Source organism: Actinoplanes sp. NPDC048967, from assembly GCF_040649415.1.
GTDB lineage: Bacteria > Actinomycetota > Actinomycetes > Mycobacteriales > Micromonosporaceae > Actinoplanes.
This window is the reverse complement of sequence record NZ_JBEZFL010000013.1, coordinates 197212-216978: the sequence shown is the minus strand read 5'-3', so window position 1 is coordinate 216978 and position 19767 is coordinate 197212. Positions and strand designations below refer to the sequence as shown.

At 70.9% G+C, this 19767-nt stretch carries 17 protein-coding genes; 10 read left to right on the top strand and 7 right to left on the bottom strand.

From position 1 onward, the window contains the following. The 4 genes from AB0C12_RS40255 to AB0C12_RS40240 all read right to left on the bottom strand — a co-directional run. Positions 1-206, bottom strand: a 206-nt coding sequence (locus tag AB0C12_RS40255) for an ATP-binding cassette domain-containing protein (RefSeq protein ID WP_360556057.1), incomplete at its 3' end; no start/stop codon positions are given. 79 nt (positions 207-285) lie between these two features. Continuing rightward, a complete protein-coding gene (locus tag AB0C12_RS40250; RefSeq protein WP_360556056.1) occupies positions 286-1383 on the bottom strand; it encodes a substrate-binding domain-containing protein in 1098 nt (365 codons plus the stop codon). 137 nt (positions 1384-1520) lie between these two features. Then, positions 1521-2003, bottom strand: coding sequence for a Cys-tRNA(Pro) deacylase (gene ybaK, locus AB0C12_RS40245; protein ID WP_360556054.1), 483 nt, complete (start codon positions 2001-2003; stop codon positions 1521-1523). A gap of 11 nt (positions 2004-2014) precedes the next feature. Next, entirely contained in the window at positions 2015-3181 is a 1167-nt protein-coding gene (locus AB0C12_RS40240; RefSeq protein ID WP_360556052.1) for a class I SAM-dependent methyltransferase, read from the bottom strand. A 231-nt stretch (positions 3182-3412) separates the two neighbouring features. On the opposite strand from AB0C12_RS40240, the gene groES reads away from it, so the two are divergent. From groES to AB0C12_RS40220, 4 genes are all read left to right on the top strand, one after another. After that, on the top strand, positions 3413-3727 hold the full coding sequence (gene groES, locus AB0C12_RS40235) for a co-chaperone GroES (protein ID WP_084297906.1): 315 nt from the start codon (positions 3413-3415) through the stop codon (positions 3725-3727). A 74-nt stretch (positions 3728-3801) separates the two neighbouring features. Then, the gene (gene groL / locus AB0C12_RS40230; protein ID WP_360556050.1) at positions 3802-5454 is read left to right on the top strand and encodes a chaperonin GroEL; all 1653 of its coding nucleotides are present in this window, start codon (positions 3802-3804) and stop codon (positions 5452-5454) included. 95 nt (positions 5455-5549) lie between these two features. Continuing rightward, complete coding sequence (locus tag AB0C12_RS40225; protein ID WP_360556048.1) at positions 5550-6173, top strand: hypothetical protein; 624 nt, start codon at positions 5550-5552, stop codon at positions 6171-6173. 46 nt (positions 6174-6219) lie between these two features. Next, entirely contained in the window at positions 6220-8049 is a 1830-nt protein-coding gene (locus AB0C12_RS40220; protein WP_360556046.1) for a molybdopterin-dependent oxidoreductase, read from the top strand. Positions 8050-8218: 169 nt separating this feature from the next. Here the strand turns inward: AB0C12_RS40220 and AB0C12_RS40215 are convergent, their stop codons facing one another. After that, a complete protein-coding gene (locus AB0C12_RS40215) occupies positions 8219-8608 on the bottom strand; it encodes a WhiB family transcriptional regulator (RefSeq protein ID WP_203773793.1) in 390 nt (129 codons plus the stop codon). A 230-nt stretch (positions 8609-8838) separates the two neighbouring features. On the opposite strand from AB0C12_RS40215, the gene AB0C12_RS40210 reads away from it, so the two are divergent. Beyond that, on the top strand, positions 8839-9681 hold the full coding sequence (locus AB0C12_RS40210; RefSeq protein WP_360556044.1) for a response regulator transcription factor: 843 nt from the start codon (positions 8839-8841) through the stop codon (positions 9679-9681). Between the two features lie 609 nt (positions 9682-10290). On the opposite strand, the gene AB0C12_RS40205 is transcribed toward AB0C12_RS40210, so the two are convergent. Beyond that, positions 10291-10689, bottom strand: coding sequence for a DUF5319 domain-containing protein (locus AB0C12_RS40205; RefSeq protein ID WP_360556043.1), 399 nt, complete (start codon positions 10687-10689; stop codon positions 10291-10293). Between the two features lie 119 nt (positions 10690-10808). On the opposite strand from AB0C12_RS40205, the gene guaB reads away from it, so the two are divergent. The 3 genes from guaB (at position 10809) to AB0C12_RS40190 (ending at position 14938) form a co-directional block, all read left to right on the top strand. Beyond that, positions 10809-12296, top strand: a complete 1488-nt coding sequence (guaB, locus tag AB0C12_RS40200; RefSeq protein WP_360556042.1) for an IMP dehydrogenase — start codon at positions 10809-10811, stop codon at positions 12294-12296. A gap of 18 nt (positions 12297-12314) precedes the next feature. Next, positions 12315-13433, top strand: a complete 1119-nt coding sequence (locus tag AB0C12_RS40195) for a GuaB3 family IMP dehydrogenase-related protein (protein ID WP_360556041.1) — start codon at positions 12315-12317, stop codon at positions 13431-13433. Between the two features lie 104 nt (positions 13434-13537). After that, entirely contained in the window at positions 13538-14938 is a 1401-nt protein-coding gene (locus AB0C12_RS40190; protein WP_360556040.1) for a M1 family metallopeptidase, read from the top strand. Here AB0C12_RS40190 and AB0C12_RS40185 read toward each other — a convergent pair whose 3' ends face one another. After that, a complete protein-coding gene (locus tag AB0C12_RS40185; RefSeq protein WP_360556038.1) occupies positions 14939-16033 on the bottom strand; it encodes an LCP family protein in 1095 nt (364 codons plus the stop codon). It abuts the gene before it with no gap. Between the two features lie 147 nt (positions 16034-16180). Between AB0C12_RS40185 and AB0C12_RS40180 the strand changes: the two genes are divergently transcribed. Together AB0C12_RS40180 and AB0C12_RS40175 are read left to right on the top strand one after the other, a co-directional pair. After that, entirely contained in the window at positions 16181-17947 is a 1767-nt protein-coding gene (locus tag AB0C12_RS40180) for a S8 family serine peptidase (RefSeq protein WP_360556037.1), read from the top strand. A gap of 111 nt (positions 17948-18058) precedes the next feature. Beyond that, a complete protein-coding gene (locus AB0C12_RS40175; RefSeq protein ID WP_360556035.1) occupies positions 18059-19762 on the top strand; it encodes a S8 family serine peptidase in 1704 nt (567 codons plus the stop codon). Positions 19763-19767 lie beyond the last annotated feature (5 nt).

Here is a 19767-nt window from a genome sequence, read left to right as displayed (position 1 = left end):
TGGTTGCCGTCGAAGGTGACGGTGCCGGCGTCGATGGTGTAGATCCCGCTGACGCATTTGACCAGCGTGGACTTTCCGGCACCGTTGTCGCCGACGAGCGCGGTCACCTCCCCCGGATAGACACTCAGTCCGACATCGTGCAGGACCTGGACGGGACCGAAGCTCTTGTCGATCCCGCGCAGCTCCAGAAGAGGTGTCGCGGCCACGGGTGTTTCTCCTTCAGTCGATGCGGCGCCGCCCACGCCCGGTCGGGGCATGGACGGCGCCGTCGGGCCCGAGGTGGGGTCAGCTGACGCCGTTGTCCGTGCAGAGCTTGGCGAAGTCGCCGGTGCACAGCTGTTCCTTGGTGACGAAGCCGTCCGCGACGACGTCCTTCACGCTGTCCTTGAAGATCGACTTCGGGGGCAGCAGCACCGACGGCACGGCCGCCTTCGACTCCGGGTCGGTGATCGTCTGGGCGACGTCCTTCTTCTGCCCCTTGGCCAGTGAGATGGCGAGGTCGGCGGCCGCGTCGGCCTCCTGCTTGATGGCCTTGTAGACCGTCATGCACTGGTCGCCCGCGAGGATGTTCTGCAGGCCCTGCACCGTCGCGTCCTGACCGGTGACCGGCACCTTGCCGTTCAGCTTGTTCTTCTTCAGCACCGAGATGACCGCGTTGCCGAGGCCGTCGTTGGCCGCCAGCACGCCCTTGATGTCCTTCTTCTCGGTCAGCATCTGCTCGAAGATGGTGCCGGCCTGCGCGTTGTCCCAGTCGGGTACGGACTGGTCCGGGCCCTTCACGAAGTCACCCGAGTCGTACTTGGGCTTGAGGACCGAGTCGTAGCCCTCCTTGAACAGGGTGGCGTTGTTGTCGGTCGGGGAGCCGTTGAGCTCGGCCACGAGCGGCTTGGTGGCCTTCATGTCGGTGAGACATTTGACCAGGCCCTCGCCCTGGAGCTTGCCGACCGCCACGTTGTCGAACGACACGTAGTAGTTCGCGCCGCCGTTGAGCGTCAGCCGGTCGTAGTCGATGGTCGCGATGCCGGCGGCCTTGGCCTTGTCCAGCACGGCCTTGCCGGTGCCGGAGTCCAGGTTGACGATCATCAGCACCTTGACGCCGCTGGAGATCATGCCGTCGGCGATCGTCTGGAACTGGCTCTTGTCGCCCTGGGCGTTCTGGATGTCCACCGCCACCCCGGCCGCGTCGAACGCCGCCTTCAGGAACTTGGGGTCGTCGGTGCCCCACCGCTGGGAGCTGGCAGTGTCCGGCAGGATGACGCCCACCTTGCCGACGGACGAGCCGCCGGTGCTGCCGGAGTCGCTGCCGCTGTCGTCACCACACGCAGCCATGCTGCCGGTGGCCAGCAGGCCAGCCGCGGCAAGGGCGAACATTCCCTTACGCATTCCTCGAGTCCCTTCGGATCAATCCGGGTCGTGCTTCGGATTCCTGATGGTGACGCTAGGTCACTTGTAGGGTCCGATTTGCCGGATCTCAGGAGAAAGGTCCCTGACGAGTCGTAACGGTGTCGTAACGGGAGGCGCTAGGTCCGGATCTGCGCGGTGGTGGCGGCGGTGAGCCTGATCAGGTCGGCCGGCGCCAGAGACACCTGCAGGCCGCGGCGCCCGGCGGAGACGTACATCAGCTCCAGCCCGAGCGCCGAGTCGTCGATCACCGTGGCCAGGCGTTTGCGCTGGCCCAGCGGGCTGATACCGCCGCGGACATAGCCGCTGCTGCGCTCGGCGGCCGCCCGGTCGGCCAGGACGGCCCGCTTGCCGCCGGCCGCGGCGGCCAGCGCCTTGAGATCAAGATCGCCGGTCACGGGTACGACGGCCACGGTCAGCGTGCCGTCGACCTCGGCGATCAAAGTCTTGAAGAGCACGGCCGGATCGACACCGAGGGCCGCGGCGACCAGGGCGCCGTAGTGAGGGGCGTCCGGCGAGACGTCGTACGGGTGCAGCTCGTGCGCCACCTTCTGCGCGGTGAGCAGCACGGTGGCCGGGGTCCCGGCAGCCTTCTTCGCCACGATCAAGCAGGCTAGCGGCAGAGCAGCGCGGTCGGCGCCCCCGCCACCCGGGTCAGCACCAGCGACGCCCCCGCACTGCCGCTGAGCCGCAGATCCTTGCGCAACTGCTCCGGCTCCAGCGCCGAACCGCGCTTGCGGATCTCCAGCCGGCCGATGCCCCGGTCGCGCAGCAGGGTCCGCAGCCGCTTCAGCGAGAACGGCAGCACGTCGGTGATCTCCAGCCGCCGGCCGAACACCGTGTCGGCGGGCGCGTCGGTGTACACGTACGCGATCTCCGGGTCGGCGATCCGGCCCCCGAGCGCCGCGGCGAACTCGGCGACCAGGTGCGAACGGACCACGGCCGGGTCCGGGTCGTACAGGAAGGCGCCGACCGGCCCGACCGGCGCGGCCTCGACGCCCGAGCCGGTCAGCTCGGCTCCGCCGGGCAACAGCACCGCCCGCCGGGCGCACTCCGCGAGGGGCCCGCACCAGAAAGCGGCCTCCACCAGGTCGCCGTCGACGCTCACCCACTCGCCCTCGGCGCCAGCCGGCAGCAACGCGTGGTCGATGCCCGGCGCCAGCTTCAGGACCGTACGCGGCACCCGTTCCGGCAGCGTGGCGATGAAGTCCCAAGACGGTGACCAGGACCGCGGGTCCATCACCCGGCCGCGACCGGCCCGGCGCCGCGCCGGATCGGCGAAGACCGCGTCGAACTGCTCCACCGGCACGGTCGTCGCGTCCGCGCACTCCACGGTGACCAGGTCGGCGAGCCCGGCGGACTCGGCGTTGGCGGCGGCCAGGGCGGCGGTGAGCGGATCCGCGTCGACCGCGTGCACCCGGATGCCCCGGCGGGCCGCGGCCAGCGCGTCCGACCCCAGGCCGCACCCCAGATCGGCCAGGCTGCGCACCCCGGCCGCCGCGAGCCGGGCGGCCCGCCGGTCGGCGACCACCGCCCGGGTCGCCTGCTCCAGCCCCGGGCGGGTGAAAAGCATCGTGGCGGCGGCCGCCCCGAACTTCGCCCAGCCGCGCCGGCGCAGGTCGGTCTGGGTGAGGGCGGCGGAGGCCAGCGCGGGGGAGACCCCGCGGGCGCGCAGGGCGGTGGCCGCGGCCAGCGGCTCGCCGCCGGCGACGTCGGCGGCGGCCGCCAGAGCGGCAGACCCTTCGGCGGTACGCAGGGCAGCGAGCAGTTCGAGGTCCACGGCGAGTCATTCTGCTAGGAGGTGACGTGCTGGCACTCTGGTTGACGGAGTGCTAGTTCCGGCATAATCTCCGATTAGCACTCTCAACCTGAGGGTGCCAGCGCGCGCCCCATCCGGGATGCGCGCCTGCACCAGGCGGACCGGCACCCGCGACGACGGCCCCGCCCGGTGGCATGAGGCATCAGCCCGGCCTGTCCACTGGCCGGCGACAACACCTGTACCCAGGAGGGTATGCCCGTGACTACCGCGACAAAGGTTGCGATCAAGCCGCTCGAGGACCGCATCGTGGTCCAGGCGAACGAGGCCGAGACCACGACGGCGTCGGGCATCGTGATCCCCGACACCGCCAAGGAGAAGCCGCAGGAGGGCACCGTCCTCGCCGTCGGCCCCGGCCGGATCGACGACAAGGGCAACCGCGTTCCGATCGACGTGCAGGTCGGCGACACCGTTCTGTACTCGAAGTACGGCGGCACCGAGGTCAAGTACGCCGGCGAGGAGTACCTGGTGCTCTCCGCCCGCGACGTCCTCGCGGTCATCGAGAAGTAAGACCTAACCGACAGTGCTGACCGCCCTGGCCCGGCTCTCCGGTCCAGGGCGCCGGTGCGTTGAAGGGACCATAAATGGCGAAGATCCTCAGTTTCTCTGACGACGCCCGGCACCTGCTGGAGCACGGCGTCAACACGCTCGCCGACACGGTCAAGGTCACCCTCGGGCCGCGCGGCCGCAACGTCGTCCTCGACAAGAAGTTCGGCGCTCCCACGATCACCAACGACGGTGTCACCATCGCCAAGGAGATCGAGCTCAGCGACCCGTACGAGAACCTCGGCGCGCAGCTGGTCAAGGAGGTGGCGACCAAGACCAACGACGTCGCCGGCGACGGGACCACCACCGCCACCGTGCTCGCCCAGGCGCTGGTCAAGGAAGGCCTGCGCAACGTGACCGCGGGCGCCAACCCGATCGCGCTCAAGCGCGGCATGGACCTGGCCGCCGAGGCCGTCTCCAAGGCCCTGCTGGAGAAGGCGGTCGAGGTCGGCGACCACAAGGCGATCGCCAACGTCGCCACCATCTCGGCCCAGGACGCCACCATCGGCGAGCTCATCGCCGAGGCGATGGACCGGGTCGGCCGCGACGGTGTCATCACCGTCGAGGAGGGCTCCGCGCTGAGCACCGAGCTCGACGTCACCGAGGGTCTGCAGTTCGACAAGGGCTTCATCTCCCCGAACTTCGTGACCGACGCCGAGTCGCAGGAGGCCGTCCTCGAGGACGCGTACCTGCTCATCACCACCCAGAAGATCTCCAGCGTCGAGGAGATGCTGCCGCTGCTGGAGAAGGTCCTGCAGGGCGGCAAGCCGCTGCTCATCGTGGCCGAGGACGTCGACGGCCAGGCGCTGAGCACCCTCGTGGTGAACGCCCTGCGCAAGACCTTCAAGGTCGCCGCCGTGAAGGCCCCCGGCTTCGGGGACCGCCGCAAGGCGATGCTGCAGGACCTGGCCATCGCGACCGGTGGCGAGCTCATCGCCCCCGAGCTCGGCTACAAGCTCGACCAGGTCACCCTCGACATGCTGGGCACCGCCCGGCGCGTCGTGGTCGACAAGGAGAACACGACCATCGTCGACGGTGGCGGCCGCAAGGCCGAGATCGACGACCGGGTCGCGCAGATCCGCAAGGAGATCGAGGCCTCGGACTCCGACTGGGACCGCGAGAAGCTCTCGGAGCGGCTGGCCAAGCTCTCCGGCGGCATCGCCGTCATCAAGGTCGGCGCCGCGACCGAGGTCGAGATGAAGGAGCGCAAGCACCGCATCGAGGACGCCATCGCGGCGACCAAGGCTGCGGTCGAGGAGGGCACCGTCCCCGGCGGCGGCGCCGCCCTGGCGCAGGTCGCCTCGGTGCTCGACGACAACCTCGGCCTCACCGGCGAGGAGGCGATCGGCGTGCAGATCGTCCGCAAGTCGCTGAAGGAGCCGCTGCGCTGGATCGCGCAGAACGCCGGCCACGACGGCTACGTCGTGGTGGGCAAGTCCGCCGAGCTCGGCTGGGGCCACGGCCTCAACGCGGCCACCGACGAGTACGTCGACCTGGTCGCGGCCGGCATCATCGACCCGGTCAAGGTGACCCGCAACGCGGTCTCCAACGCCGTGTCGATCGCGGCGCTGCTGCTCACCACGGAGAGCCTCGTGGTCGAGAAGCCGGCCGAGCCGGAGCCGGCCGCCGCCGGTGGTGGCCACGGCCACAGCCACGGCGGGCACGGACACCAGCACGGCCCGGGCTTCTGACCCGATTTCTGATTCGTCAGAGCAAAAGGGCGCGTCGCGTTTCAGCGGCGCGCCCTTTGTCGTGTGTGATGCGGGATTCGGGGAAAGAGGCGCGGATGATCGTGGTGGTGGAGGGGCCGACCGCGGCGGGCAAGACGTCGTGGTGCCGGCGGTACGTCGGCCGGTACGTCGCCGAGTACGCCGCGACCGGCCGGGAGCCCACCGACGCGGTGGCCCTGGCCCGGCACTGGGCCCGGGTCAGCATGCGGCGCTGGGCCGAGGCCGTCGACCTGGAACGCGCCGACGGGGTGGCGTTCTGTGACACCGACCCGGTCAAGCTGCACTACGCGTGGGGGATGGCGGCCCTCGGCCTGGCCCCGCGCGCGCAGTTCGACCGGGAGCTGACAGTGACCCGGGAGGCGTTCCGGGCCGGCCGGCTCGGCTTCGCCGACGCGGTGCTGGTCGGGCTGCCGGAGGTCGAGACGTTGCAACGCCGGCGGGACACGGACGAGACCCGGCGGCGGCGCAATTTCGCGGCGCACGTCCAGCTGCGGGAGCCGCTGCAGCAGTGGTACGCGGCCCTGGAGCGCCTCGATCCGGGCCGGGTGATCTGGGAACTGCCGGCCGAAGGCGTGCCCAAGCTGCCAGAGCCGCGCGCCGAGCGGTGCGCCGTGTCTCTGCTCGATGATCTGGTGGCCGCGCTGCCGCCGCTGCGGCCGGCGGCCGTCATCGAAACGTAAGACCTGAGGCCCGGGTACGCGGGGCCGCCGGGTGGAGGATGGAGACGTGAAACTCTCCTTGCGGGCCGCGCTGGCCGGGGTCGCGGCGGCCGGTGTGGCCCTCGGCGTCGCCGAGCTCGTCGCCGTCTTCACCGGTCCGCTGTCGTCACCGCTGTTCGCGGTGGGCGGCGTGGTGGTCAACAACGTGCCCGCGCCGGTCAAGGACGCGGGGATCGCGATCTTCGGCACCCACGACAAGACCGCGCTGATCACCGGCACGGCGATCCTGCTGGGGGTTTACGCCGCTCTGCTGGGCGTGCTGGCTCTGCGCCGGTGGGTGGTCGCGGTGGTGGGCATCGCGTTGTTCGCGGTGATCGGGGTGGTCGCTGCGCTGACCCGCAACGATGCTGGGGTTTCGGCTGGGCTGCCGACTCTGGTCGGGGCGGTGGCGGCGTATTTTGCTCTTCGCTATCTGCTGCGGGCGGCGGTCGAGGTGGAGCCCGACGCGGTGGGTGCTCCCGGTTCCGGGTCGGCTTCCGCTTCCGCGCCTTCTGGCACCCGGTCTTCCGCTTCCGCGCCTTCCGGCACCCGGCCGTCGGATTCCGCGGCGTCTGCGACCCGGCCGTCGGCTTCTGCGACGTCTAACACCCGGCCTTCCGCTTCTGCGGCGTCCGCCACCGCGTCCGCTCCTCCCGCGCCGGCCTTCTCCGGTTCTGGGGCGTCCGGTTCCGGGGGCGTCGATGGCGGTGTTTCGGGGGCCGTTGCCACCGCCTCGGGCACCGCCTCGGCTGGCGCTGATCGGCCCGGGCGCCCGCCGGTGTCGCCGAGCGCCTACCGCGAGGACGGCCGCCGTCGCTTCCTCATCGGGCTCGGCACCGCCGCCGGCATCGCCGCGGTCGGTGGCGTGGGCGGCAGGCTGCTGACGTCCCGCCGCGCGGTGACCTCCGCCCGCAACGCGGTCGTGCTGCCCACCGCGTCGGCCGCCGGACCGGTCCCGGCCGGTGCCCAGGTCGACGGCGTGACCCCCTACGTGACCTCGAACGACGACTTCTACCGGATCGACACCGCGCTGTATCCGCCGCAGATCGACCCCGCGACCTGGGAGCTGCGCATCCACGGAATGGTGCGCAACCCGATCACCATCACCTGGGAGCAGCTGCTGAAGCGGCCGATGGTGCAGCGCTACGTGACGCTCGCCTGCGTCTCCAACGAGGTCGGCGGCGACCTCATCGGCAACGCGCTGTGGCTCGGGACCCCGATGAAGGACCTGCTCGACGAGGCCCAGCCGCTGCCCGAGGCCGACCAGGTGGTGCAGCGTTCGAGCGACGGCTGGACCTGTGGCACCCCGACGGCCGTGCTGCGGGACGGCCGCGACGCCCTGCTCGCGGTCGGCATGAACGGGGAGCCGCTGCCCGTGCGGCACGGGTTCCCGGTGCGCATGGTCGTCCCGGGACTGTACGGCTACGTCTCCGCCTGCAAATGGATCACCGAGATCGAGTTGACCCGGTTCTCGGACTTCGACGCGTACTGGGTGCCGCGGGGCTGGTCGGCGCTCGGCCCGATCAAGACCGAGTCACGCATCGACACGCCACGTGACGGTGCCAAGCGTGACGCCGGACCGGTCACGGTGGCCGGGGTGGCGTGGGCCCAGCACCGCGGGATCACCAAGGTCGAGGTTCAGGTCGACGACGGTCCGTGGGCCATGGCCACGCTCGCTCCGGTCGTCTCGGTCGACACGTGGGTGCAGTGGTCGTACTCGTGGCCTGCCACCGCGGGCAAGCACACTCTGCGGGTCCGGGCAACCGACAAGGATGGTCAGACTCAGACCAGCACGCCCGCCCCGCCTGCGCCGGACGGGGCCACCGGGTGGCACTCCGTGCAGGTCACGGTCGGCTGAATCGAGTCACGCGAAAGCCGCACTTTCGGTCCGACGACACCGTCAAGTTCGCTCATACGGTGGCTTGTATGTCCACCGACGCGGCTCACACGCCGCAGAACACGCCGACGCGGCCCCCCGCAGGGAACCGCGTCGTCACTTGTGTGGTGATGCCGCGCTCGGTCCGGCGTCAGGCCGCCGGTGCCTGCCGTTGTGCCGGCACCGTCGACTTGTGGGGCCGGCCCAGGCGGGCTTCGAGCCGAACCAGGTCGACCCGTCCGTGAGTCCGATCGGCAAGGTCCTCCCAGCCGACCGCGAGCAGCCGCAGCCGCTCCGCTTCGCTGAAACCTCCCCAGACGCCGTACGGCTCACGGACAGCCAGCGCGTGAGCAGCGCACTCCGCCCGGACCGGGCAGGCTCCGCACATCGTCTTGGCCTTGGCCTCACGACGATTGCGGGAAGAGCCACGCTCACCGTCCGGGTGGAAGAACTGGGCGCTGTCGCGCCCCCTGCACAGGCCGAGTCGTTGCCAGTCCCAAAGATCGGCGATGGGCCCGGGCAGTCTGCGAACGTTCGACATCAACACCCTCCTCCCGCGCGGCACCGCGGAGTGCTGTCATGAGGGGCCTGGCTCAGGCCTGCCGCCGGTGTACCCCGGTGCAGGCTTCGTCACACACGACTTGTCGATGTCTTCGTCGGGCGTATCCCATCGGTGCGGCAAGCCGTCCCGATGTTTCCTATTTTTTCCATCTAAAGCGCGTAATGCTGCGGCCGTTGCGTGATCTCCTCTGAGAGAGAAGGAGGATCACTGTGCGTACCGTCCTCGTGTGCGTCCGAACCCCACTAGCGGCCCAGACCGTCGCCTCCACAGCGGCCCGGCTCGGCATGACCGGGGTCGTGCGGACGGCGGTCAGCGAGACCGAGGCCATGATCCGACTGGCTGAAAGGCCGGCCGAGGTCGTACTGGCCGACACCGCCGTGACCCGTCCCGACAGCGTCGGTTTCACCCGGCGCGTCCTCGCCCGTGCCCCACAGGCGCAGGTCGTCCTCTTCGGCGCCGAAGACCCCCGGGTCGCAGCGGCAGCCGTAGCCGCCGGCGCCCGCGGCGTCATCCGCGGCGTCGAACACGACCTGGTCAGTGTGGTCGCCAAGGCGTTGCTGCTCCTCCTGCTACCGGTACGCCCGCAGGGCATGCCGATCAACGGCGCGAACGCCCAACCGGCCGCGGTCGGCGGGGCGGGCCGCAACAACAACTCGGCCACGGCCCGCGGTCTGCACCGCGACGGGCTGGCCATGGCCGGCACACCGAACGCGGCCGGCATCCCGGCGATGCTGCCGAACTCCCCGATGGTCCCGGCCCAGCGCGGCGACGGATCGGACATCGACCCGGCCACGGGCCGCCCGATGGTCTGGCCCGGCAACGACACGGGCCGCACCGACGCCCCGACGGGCCGGCGACTCACGCTCACCGAGCGCGAACTGCAGGTACTGCGGGGCATGGCCGACGGAAAGAGCAACGCGGAGATCGGCCGGGAACTGTTCGTCTCCGAAGACACGGTCAAGACCCACGCGCGGCGACTGTTCCGCAAGCTCGGCGCCCGCGACCGGGCCCACGCGGTCGCGGCCGGCTTCCGAGCCGGCCTGGTCGCCTGACCAACCGCAACGAACCGCCCGGCCCGCCCGGCCGCCTGGTCGCGGCCGGGCCGGGCCGGCCGAAGCCGGACCGGTGGCTGGGCTGGCTGGGTCGGTCGCGCCGGACCGGTGGCTGGGCTGGCTGGGTCAGTCAGGCTGGACCGGTGGCCGGGTCGGCTGAAGCTGGACCGATGGTTGGGCTGGTCGGGTCGGTCGCGCTGGACCGGCGACGGGGCCGGTCGGGCCGATCAAAGCTGGGCCGCCGCAGGAGGTCGGGCTGATCGGAGCTGGACCGTCATACCGCTGCCTCAGCTAGCTGAATCCACTCGGCCGGCTACCCGCGCCCGCCGCGCGATTCCGAGGCCCGGCCAGAGCCCGGTGGGCCGCCCACCCAGGTGGTAACCGCAACCAAAGTCGCACTTCGCCCGTCGGGGTCGAGGGTGCCAAAACAGGCTAGGCGCTTTTTGCCGTGGTCTGTTTTGGTGCGCTCGGCGCCGACCGCTTTGGGGGCGAAGTGCCAGCTGAGCGGAGTGAGGCCATTCAGCCGAGTGCTTTTTGCCGTGGCCTGTTTTGGTGCGCTCGGCGCCGACCGCCTTTGGGGCGAAGTGCCAGCCGAGCGGAGCGAGGCCATCAGGTAGGTTCGTCTGTGCCTTCGGTCAACGTGTCGTGCACGCCGTCCGCGTAGCCCCGGGCGTACTCCCACGTCACGTAGTGGTCCGGGTCCGGGTCGTAGGCCGGCTCGTGCACCCTGGGCCGCCCGCTGCTCAGCAGGTGCCGGAGGTTGCCCCGCAGCAGGTCCCAGTCGAAGTAGTGCGGCTCGTGGCAGTCCTCGCACTCGATCACCAGGCCCCGGATCCCGGTCGGGCTCAGCAGGGCCTGGTAGATCTCCAGGTCGGAGAGGTCCTCGAGGACGTCTTGCCGCTCGGCCTCGGTCAGCGGGTCGTTCTCGGCGTCCTCGGTGAGGTCGTCGAGTCCGGCGGCCGGATCGGCGGGGTCGCCGTTGAACGGGTCGATCGGCTCTTCTTGCACGGTGTCTACCGTACCCATGTAGAGGCGGTGTGTGCTGGCCCGCACGCGCTGTCCGCCCTTCAGAGCCCCTCACCTGGATGGGTAGGATGAAACACTCCGCCTCTTGCTAGGGATGATCAGTGGATAACGAGTCCGCCCGCACGGTGCCCCTGGGTCTCACCTTCGACGACGTGCTGCTGCAGCCAGGCGAATCCGATGTCGTGCCGAGCCGGGTCAACACGATCACCCGGATGACGCGCAACGTCGAGCTCTCCATTCCGCTGCTCTCCAGCGCCATGGACACCGTCACCGAGGCGCGGATGGCCATCGCCATGGCGCGGCAGGGCGGCATCGGTGTGCTGCACCGCAACCTCTCTCTCGAGGATCAGGCTTCGCAGGTCGACCTGGTCAAGCGGTCCGAGTCCGGCATGATCACCAATCCGGTCACCTGCAGCCCCGACGACACCCTGCGGGAGGTCGACGCGCTCTGCGGGCGTTACCGGATCTCCGGCCTGCCCGTCGTCGACGCCGAGGGTGTGCTGGTCGGCATCGTCACCAACCGGGACATGCGGTTCGTCACCGACCACGGCGTCAAGGTGCGCGAGGTCATGACCAAGATGCCGCTCATCTCCGCGCCGGTCGGGGTCAGCAAGGACGAGGCGCTCGCCCTTCTCCAGCGGCACAAGGTGGAGAAGCTGCCGCTGGTCGACGACTTCGGCCGGCTTCGTGGCCTCATCACCGTCAAGGACTTCACCAAGAGCGAGCAGTATCCGAACGCCGCCAAGGACCCGCAGGGCCGCCTCCGGGTCGCCGCCGCGGTCGGGGTCGGTGACGACGCCTACAAGCGGGCGCGCGCCCTGATCGACGCCGGTGTCGACGTCGTCATCGTGGACACCGCGCACGGTCACCAGCGTGCGGTCCTCGAGATGGTCGCCCGGCTCAAGAAGGACACCACCACCGACATCGTGGGCGGCAACATCGCGACGTACGCGGGCGCCAAGGCCCTGGTCGAGGCCGGCGCCGACGCGGTCAAGGTGGGCGTGGGTCCCGGCGCCATCTGCACCACCCGGATCGTCGCCGGGGTCGGCGTGCCGCAGATCACCGCCGTGATGGAGGCCTCGCGGGCCTGCCGTCCGGCGGGCGTCCCGGTCATCGCCGACGGCGGCATCCAGTATTCCGGTGACATCGCCAAGGCCATCGTGGCCGGCGCCGACACCGTCATGCTCGGTGGTCTGCTGGCCGGTTCCGAGGAGAGCCCCGGCGACCTGATCTTCATCAACGGCAAGCAGTTCAAGACCTACCGGGGGATGGGTTCGCTGGGCGCCATGCAGTCCCGCGGCCAGGCCAAGTCCTACTCCAAGGACCGCTACTTCCAGCAGGACGTCAACGAGGACAAGCTGGTGCCGGAAGGCGTCGAGGGCCAGGTGCCGTACCGTGGCCCGCTCTCCCGGGTCGCCCACCAGCTGATCGGTGGCCTGCGCGCGGCGATGGGTTACGTCGGCGCCGAGACCATCCCGGACTTGCAGGACAAGGGCCAGCTCATCAGGATTACCGCTGCGGGTCTCAAGGAGAGCCACCCGCACGACATCCAGATGACCGTCGAGGCTCCCAACTACCACTCCCGTTGATGAAGAAGAGGATCTGACATGCGTGACGTGGTGGAGATCGGTCTCGGCAAGACCGCCCAGCGCGGGTATCACCTGGACGACATCGCCATCGTCCCGAGCCGGCGGACCCGGGACGTGGACGACGTGTCCACGGACTGGAAGGTCGACGCGTACCCGTTCAAGATCCCCTGCGTCGCGCATCCGTCGGACGCCACGATGAGCCCGCAGTCGGCGGTCGCCCTGGGCCGCCTCGGCGGCCTGGGCGTGCTCAACGCCGAGGGCCTGTGGACCCGCTACGAGGACCCGACCAAGATCCTTGAGGAGCTCGCCGGGCTCGACGAGGAGGCGGACGCGACCAAGCGCCTGCAGGAGGTCTACTCCGAGCCGATCCGGCCCGAGCTGATCGCCGAGCGCGTACGCACGATGCGCGAGGGCGGCGTGACCGTGGCCGTCCGGGTGTCGCCGCAGCACACCCTGGCGCTGGCCCCGGTGATCCTCGACGCGGGGGTCGACCTGCTCGTCATCCAGGGCACCCTGGTCTCCGCCGAGCACGTCTCCACCACCGACGAGCCGCTGAACCTCAAGGAGTTCATCGCCGACCTCGACCTGCCGGTGATCGTCGGCGGCTGCACGGACTACAAGACGGCGCTGCACCTGATGCGCACCGGCGCGGCCGGCGTCATCGTCGGCATCGGCGCGGATGAGTGGTCCACGACGGACACGGTGCTCGGCATCCGCGTCCCGATGGCCAGCGCGATCGCCGACGCCGCCGCCGCCCGCCGCGACTACCTGGACGAGACCGGCGGCCGCTACGTGCATCTCATCGCCGACGGCGGCATCCAGACCTCCGGTGACATCGCCAAGGCGATCGGCTGCGGCGCGGACGCGGTCATGCTCGGCGAGCCGCTGTCGCTGGCCGAGGGGGCCCCGGCCGGCGGCGCGTGGTGGCACTCGGCGGCGAGCCACCCGAGCCTGCCGCGTGGCGGTTTCTGCATCGCCGGCGAGCCCGACGGCACTCTCGAGGAGCTGCTGTACGGCCCGGCCGACCGGCCCGACGGCCAGCTCAACCTCTTCGGTGGCCTGCGCCGGGCGATGGCCAAGTGCGGCTACCACGACGTCAAGGAATTCCAGAAGGTCGGCCTGGTCCTGGACCGCTGAGACAGGCGCCGCCGGGGGAGCGCGGCTTCGCCGCGCTTTCGCCGGTGGCACGTAACGTCGTTGCTGTGATGCAGCGAGGGCGTACCCGCAGGACAGCAACCGCTATGGCCGTGGTGACGGCGTTGGCCGTCGCCGGGTGCACTGCCGACGAGAAGACTTCGCGGGCGGCGGAGTCGCCGTCCGTGCCGCCGAGTTTCGCGCCCGGCGCCGAGGGGGCCGGCGACGCCTACTTCCCCAAGTACGGCAACGGCGGCTACGACGTCGCCGGGTACGACCTGAAGCTCAACTATGCGCCCGCCTCCGGGCAGCTCGGCGGCACGGCGACCATCACCGCCACCGCCACCCAGGACCTGTCGTTGTTCCACCTGGATCTGGCCGGGCTGACGGCCGCCGAGGTGACTGTGGACGGACAGCCCGCCACCAGCAAGGCCGACGGCAACGAGCTCGTCGTGACTCCGGCCGCCGGGATCGTCAAGGGCAAGGCCTTCACCGTCGTCGTCGACTACAGCGGCAAGCCGCAGCCGCTGAAGAACGAGGCACTCGGCGTCGGCGGGTGGCTGCGGACCAAGGACGGCGCTTTCGCCCTGGGGCAGCCCGAGTCCGCCAGCACCTGGTTCCCGGTCAACGACCATCCCTCCGACAAGGCCACCTTCGCGCTGGCCATGACCGTGCCCGACGGCGTCGAGGTGCTCAGCAACGGAGTGCCCGGCGAACGGGCCACCAGCGCCGGCAGGACCACCTGGCGCTGGACGGAGAGCAAGCCGCTGGCCAGCTACCTCGCGTTCGTGGTGATCGGGCAGTACCGGGTGCAGAGCACCACCCACGACGGCAAGCCGATGGTCATCGCGCTGCCCGACTCGCTGCCGGCCAGCAGCAACGCCGCTCGTTCGCTGGCCCGCACCGGCGCCGTCACGGACTTTCTCGCCACCCAGTTCGGGCCGTACCCGTTCGACGCCAACGGCGGGGTGGTCCTCGACGACGACCGGGTCGGGTACGCGCTGGAGACCCAGTCCCGCCCGGTCTACGGCAACACGTTCTTCGTGGGCCGGCCCAACACCACCGTGGTCGTCCACGAGCTGGCCCACCAGTGGTACGGGGACAGCGTCGCCCTCGCCCGCTGGCAGGACATCTGGCTCAACGAGGGCTTCGCCACGTACGCGGAATGGCTCTGGCAGGAGCACGAAGGCGAGCGGACCGCCCAGCAGTCGTTCGACCGGGCCTACTCAGGATTCGACTGGTCGGTGCCGACCGGCGACCCCGGCCCCGACCGTCTTTTCAGCGACGCCGTCTACCAGCGTGGCGCGATGACCGTGCACGCGCTGCGCCGCACGATCGGCGACCCGGCCTTCTTCGCCCTGCTCAAGTCGTGGCCGGCCGAGCACCGCGACGGCAACGCCACCACCGAGGAGTTCATCGCGGCGGCCGAGCGGGCCGCCGGCGGCAAGGACCTCGGGACGTTCTTCGAGGCGTGGCTCTTCGGCAAGCAGAAGCCGCCGCAGCCGTAGCTACTTGTTGACCAGTTCGGGGTGCTTGGCCAGGTAGGGCGCCGGGTCCCCGGCCGCCACCGCGCGCAGGAAGCCGCGTCCGGTGGCGGTGAGCTGCTCGCCGATGTAGCCGCCGCCGCTGTAGACGCCGTCGCCGGGCAGGCCCACCAGGGTCAGGCTGCCGGGCGTGAGGTCGCGCAGTGCGTACGCGTACTCGATCGGGGTCCGCTGTCCGGAGAAGACCAGCGTGTCGCCCAGCGCGTCCAGCACCGCCTGCAGTTTGGCCTGGTCGGTCGCCAGGCCGGCGTCCTCGGCCTTGGTGAGCAGCGCCTTGACGAGCTGCCGCTGGTGGCGCTGCCGGGTGTAGTCGCCGCCGGCGGTGTAGCGCTGGCGGGCGTAGTCGATGGCCTGCCAGCCGACCAGTTTGCGGGTGCCGGGCAGGTAGGTGGCCTGCGGGCCGACGTAGCCGCCACCGCCGGAGCGCAGCGTGCGCAGGCTGCCGTCGGGGCGGCGGTGCTGGGAGACGACCTTCTGGTCGATCTTGAGGGTGACGCCGCCGAGCGCGTCGGTGAGCTTGCTGAGACCCGCGAAGGTCAGCACCGCGCCGGCGTCGAACTTCTTGATGCCGGTGTATTTCGAGATGGTCCGGGCGAGCAGTTCGTAGCCTTGCGCCACGTTCGCCTTGTCGGTGCCCTTGACCTTGGCGCCGTCGCTCATCGCCTCGGTGAGTTTGTGCCGCCCGCCGCCGTAGCCGTTCTTGGCGAACGCCGGCACGTCGACCCGCAGGTCCCGGGGCAGCGAGTAGAGGTAGCCCCCGCGCAGGTCGGCGTTGACGTGCAGCAGCATGATGGCGTCGGCGTGCGGCTGCCAGTCCGGGATCGTCGTGCGGGTGTCGACGCCGAGGATCAGCAGGTCGAGGGGGCCTTGCAGGTCGGCGCCGGGCGGTGGTGCGGGGCTGGCGGAGGCGGGTGGCACCAGTGCCGGCGCCGAACTGGGCGCGGCCACCGGATCGGGCTCGTCCGTGCCGCCGCGCAGGGCCACGACGATGCCCACGCCGGCCAGCAGCAGCACCACGACCACGCCGGCCGCGGCCCAGAGAAGCCTCTTATTCCGCATGCTGGAACAGTAGGGGACGGTCACCACGTGCTCAATGCCCCGGTGATCTCGCGTGGTGGAACGGGGCATGGACATCGGCAAGATCGGCCGTACGCTGACCGCCGCGATTGCCGAGGCGGCGGTCGGACACGGGGAGGCACGTCCTAGATGAAGCACGTCACACGGCGGATAACCGTCGGGGCGCTGTCGGCCGTGGTGGTCGCGACGATGGCCGGGGTCACCACCTGGGCCCTCGCCGCCGAGACCCCCGCCGAGCTGCCGGTGCGGTTGATCGTCGGCACCAAGCTGGGCGCGGACACCGCGGCTCCGCTGCGCACCGTCTCGACCATGGGCGTGCGGACCCTGGACACCGCCGGCCCGGCCCAGCAGGCGATGGCCAGCCTGCGCGCGCACACCCTCGAGGTGTCCGCGGCGCGCAGCGCGAAGGTCATCGCGGCCCTGCGCAGCGACCCGGCCGTGGCGTACGTCGAGGTCGACCACGTGCGCAAGGTCTCCGACGTGACCCCGGACGACCCGATGTACACCGAGGGCCACCAGGGTGAGATCGACCAGGTGCGGCTGCCCGCGGCGTGGGAGACCACCACCGGGGACGCCGTCAAGATCGCCGTGCTGGACACCGGCGTGGCGAAGGTCGGCGACCTGACCGGCGCGGTCACCGGCGGCTGGAACTACGTCAGCAACAACAGCAACACCACCGACGACGCCGGCCACGGCACCACGGTCGCCTCGATCGTCGCGGCCCGGGGCGACAACGGCGCGGGCATGGCCGGCGGCTGCTGGAGCTGCGTGATCCTGCCGGTCAAGGTGCTGGACCGCAACGGCAACGGCTACGACAGCGTCATCGCCAAGGGCATCGTGTACGCCGCCGACCAGGGCGCGAAGATCATCAACATGTCGCTCGGCGGCCCCGAGTACAGCAAGGCCCTCTCCGACGCGGTCGCGTACGCGAACCGCAAGGGCGTGCTGGTCGTCGCCGCGGCGGGCAACGCCGGCAACACCTCCAGCCGCAACACCAAGATGTACCCGGCCGCCCTGACCGACGTGGTGGCCGTCGGCGCCACCGCCAAGGGTTCCGACGCCCGCGCCGGTTTCTCCAGCTACAACAAGTCGGGCGACTCCTGGGTCGACATGGCCGCCCCGGGCGTCATCGCCGGTATGGACCGCTACGGCGTCTACCACACCGACCAGGAGGGCACGTCCTTCGCGGCGCCGATGGTCGCCGGTGCGGCCGGCCTGATCAAGACGGTGCACCCGGCGTACACGGGCTGGTCGCTGCAGCTCTCGCTGCTCTCCTCGGCCCGGCCGATCGGCAGCTGGAACAAGTTCGGCATGCTCGACGCGGCCAAGGCCCTGACCATCGCCACCGACGTCACGCCGCCGGCGATCACGGGCATGGCCCCGCGGGCCGGCTCGCTCAACCGGGCCACGATCACGGTCACCCCGCACGGCGTCGCGGACGGTGGGTCGCGGATCAGCAAGGTCAACCTGTACGCGGACGGCGTCTACAAGGCCCAGAGCTTCACCGCGCCGTACACGCTGAAGTACAACAGCGCCGGGCGCAACGGCACGGTGAAGCTGCAGCTGCGGGTCTACGACAAGGCCGGCAACGAGACCCGGTACGACCGCTCGATCGTGGTGGACAACGGGCTGCCGGCGGTCAAGATCACCAGCGCGCCGAAGAACAAGGCGAAGGTCAAGGGCACGGTACGGATCAAGGCCACCGCCTCCGACGCCAACGGGGTACGCCGGGTCGAGCTGCTGATCAACGGCAAGGTGAAGTCGCAGGACACCTCCTCGCCGTACGCGTTCTCGTTCACCGCGTCGAAGCAGCCGAACCCGATGAAGGTCCAGATCCGGGCGACCGACAACGCCGGCAACCTCAGGCTCGACACGGCCCGCACGTACACGCGCTGACCGTCCCTGATCGGAAGCCCTCGCCGGGCGCTCTCGGCGAGGGCTTCTCTGCTCCCGGAAAGCACCCGGACCGGTCCGACGGTTCGCCGCCTCGGCGCCGACCGTGGGGGCATGAATCTGCGCGCCTTGACCGTCGGTCTCCTGGTAGGTGGCATCGCCCTGGCCGGCGGTAGCCCGGCCGTGGCGGCGCCGGTGGACGACGAGGCGCCGGTCTCGCTGATCGTCGGGCTGCGCACCGACGCCGACGTGGTCGGCACCCTGGAGCGCAGCGTCGAGGTGGTGGCCAGTGAGCCGCTGGCCGGCGCGGTCACCGTCGACGTCCCGGCCGACCAGGTGGGCGAGGCCGCCGACGCGTTGCGCGCCGACCCGGCCGTCGCCTACGTGGAACGCGACCAGGTCGCTCGGATCGCCGCGGTGCGCCCGGACGATCCCGCGTTCGGCAACCAGTGGGGCGTCCAGAAGACGCACGTCGACATCGCCTGGGAGACCACCCGGGGTTCCGCCGCAATCGTCGTCGCGGTCGTGGACACCGGCGTGAAGGTGCTGCCGGACCTCGCCGGCCGGGTGCTGCCCGGTCGCGACTTCGTCAACAACGACAGCAACGCCACCGACGACCAGGGGCACGGCACCATGACCGCGGGCGTGATCGCGGCCCGCGGTGACAACCGCACCGGGATCGCCGGGATCTGCTGGACCTGCCAGATCCTGCCGGTGAAGGTGCTCAACGCCCAGGGCTCCGGCTCGTACAGCGACATCGCGCAGGGGGTGCGCTGGGCGGCCGACCAGGGTGCCGACATCATCAACCTGTCGCTCGGCGGGGACGCCGACAGCCGGCTGCTGCGGGACGCGGTGGCCTACGCGACCGGCAAGGGCGCGCTGGTGATCGCGGCGGCGGGCAACGACGGCAGCTCGGCCCCGCACTACCCGGCCGCCATCCCGGCTGCGCTGGCCGTGGGCGCCTCCACCTCCACCGACAGCCGCTACTCGTGGTCCAACTACGGCCGGAGCTGGGTCGACATCGCGGCGCCGGGCTGCAACCCGGCGCAGGCGCGCAACGGCGTCGTCGGCAACTTCTGCGGTACGTCGTCGGCCACCCCGTTCGTCTCCGGTGTCGCCGCCCTGCTCGCCTCGACCTCGCCCACCCCGAGCGCAGCGGTCATCCGGACGGCGCTGACCAGCTCGGCCCACGGCATCGCCGGCACCTGGATCCCGACGTCCTCCGGCCGGGTCGACGCGGCCGCCGCCCTGGCCTCACTGCCGGTCACCGACGACTCGGTGCCGCCGGCCACGTCCTTCCGGACGCCCGGCGGCAACGCGCTGGTGCACGGGACGGTCACCGTGGCGGCGCAGGCGACCGACGACATCGGCATCGCCAAGGTGCAGCTGCTGGCCGACGGTGTCGTGGTGGGCACCGACCGGGTGGCGCCGTACAGCTTCTCGTGGAAGACCGGGGTGCGGCGCAAGGCCGTCACGCTCGGGCTGCGGGCGTACGACCGCGGTGGCAACGTGACCAGTGCCACCCGCCGGGTCACGGTCGACAACTGGGGTCCGTCGGTGCGGATCACCGGCGGCCCGGCCGGCGGCACCCGGCACGTACGCAAAACCAGGTACGTGACCGCCTCAGCCTCCGACAGCAACGGCGTGAGCCGGCTGGAACTGCTGGTCAACGGCAAGGTCACCCAGCGGTACGCGGGCAGCACGCACAAGTTCGCGGTGCAGACCTGGAAGCACGGCGCGGTCCTGACCGTGCGGGTACGCGCCTACGACAAGGCCGGCAACGTGCGGTACGCCCCGGCCCGGAAGTGGTACCGCTGACGCCG

Excerpts from the sequence above, each read along its gene's own strand:
- AB0C12_RS40250 (WP_360556056.1), bottom strand. The coding sequence starts at position 1,383 with ATGCGTAAGGGAATGTTCGCCCTTGCCGCGGCTGGCCTGCTGGCCACC.
- groES (WP_084297906.1), top strand. The coding sequence starts at position 3,413 with ATGCCCGTGACTACCGCGACAAAGGTTGCGATCAAGCCGCTCGAGGAC.
- groL (WP_360556050.1), top strand. The coding sequence starts at position 3,802 with ATGGCGAAGATCCTCAGTTTCTCTGACGACGCCCGGCACCTGCTGGAG.
- AB0C12_RS40225 (WP_360556048.1), top strand. The coding sequence starts at position 5,550 with ATGATCGTGGTGGTGGAGGGGCCGACCGCGGCGGGCAAGACGTCGTGG.
- AB0C12_RS40215 (WP_203773793.1), bottom strand. The coding sequence starts at position 8,608 with ATGTCGAACGTTCGCAGACTGCCCGGGCCCATCGCCGATCTTTGGGAC.
- AB0C12_RS40195 (WP_360556041.1), top strand. The coding sequence starts at position 12,315 with ATGCGTGACGTGGTGGAGATCGGTCTCGGCAAGACCGCCCAGCGCGGG.
- AB0C12_RS40190 (WP_360556040.1), top strand. The coding sequence starts at position 13,538 with ATGGCCGTGGTGACGGCGTTGGCCGTCGCCGGGTGCACTGCCGACGAG.
- AB0C12_RS40185 (WP_360556038.1), bottom strand. The coding sequence starts at position 16,033 with ATGCGGAATAAGAGGCTTCTCTGGGCCGCGGCCGGCGTGGTCGTGGTG.
- AB0C12_RS40180 (WP_360556037.1), top strand. The coding sequence starts at position 16,181 with ATGAAGCACGTCACACGGCGGATAACCGTCGGGGCGCTGTCGGCCGTG.
- AB0C12_RS40175 (WP_360556035.1), top strand. The coding sequence starts at position 18,059 with ATGAATCTGCGCGCCTTGACCGTCGGTCTCCTGGTAGGTGGCATCGCC.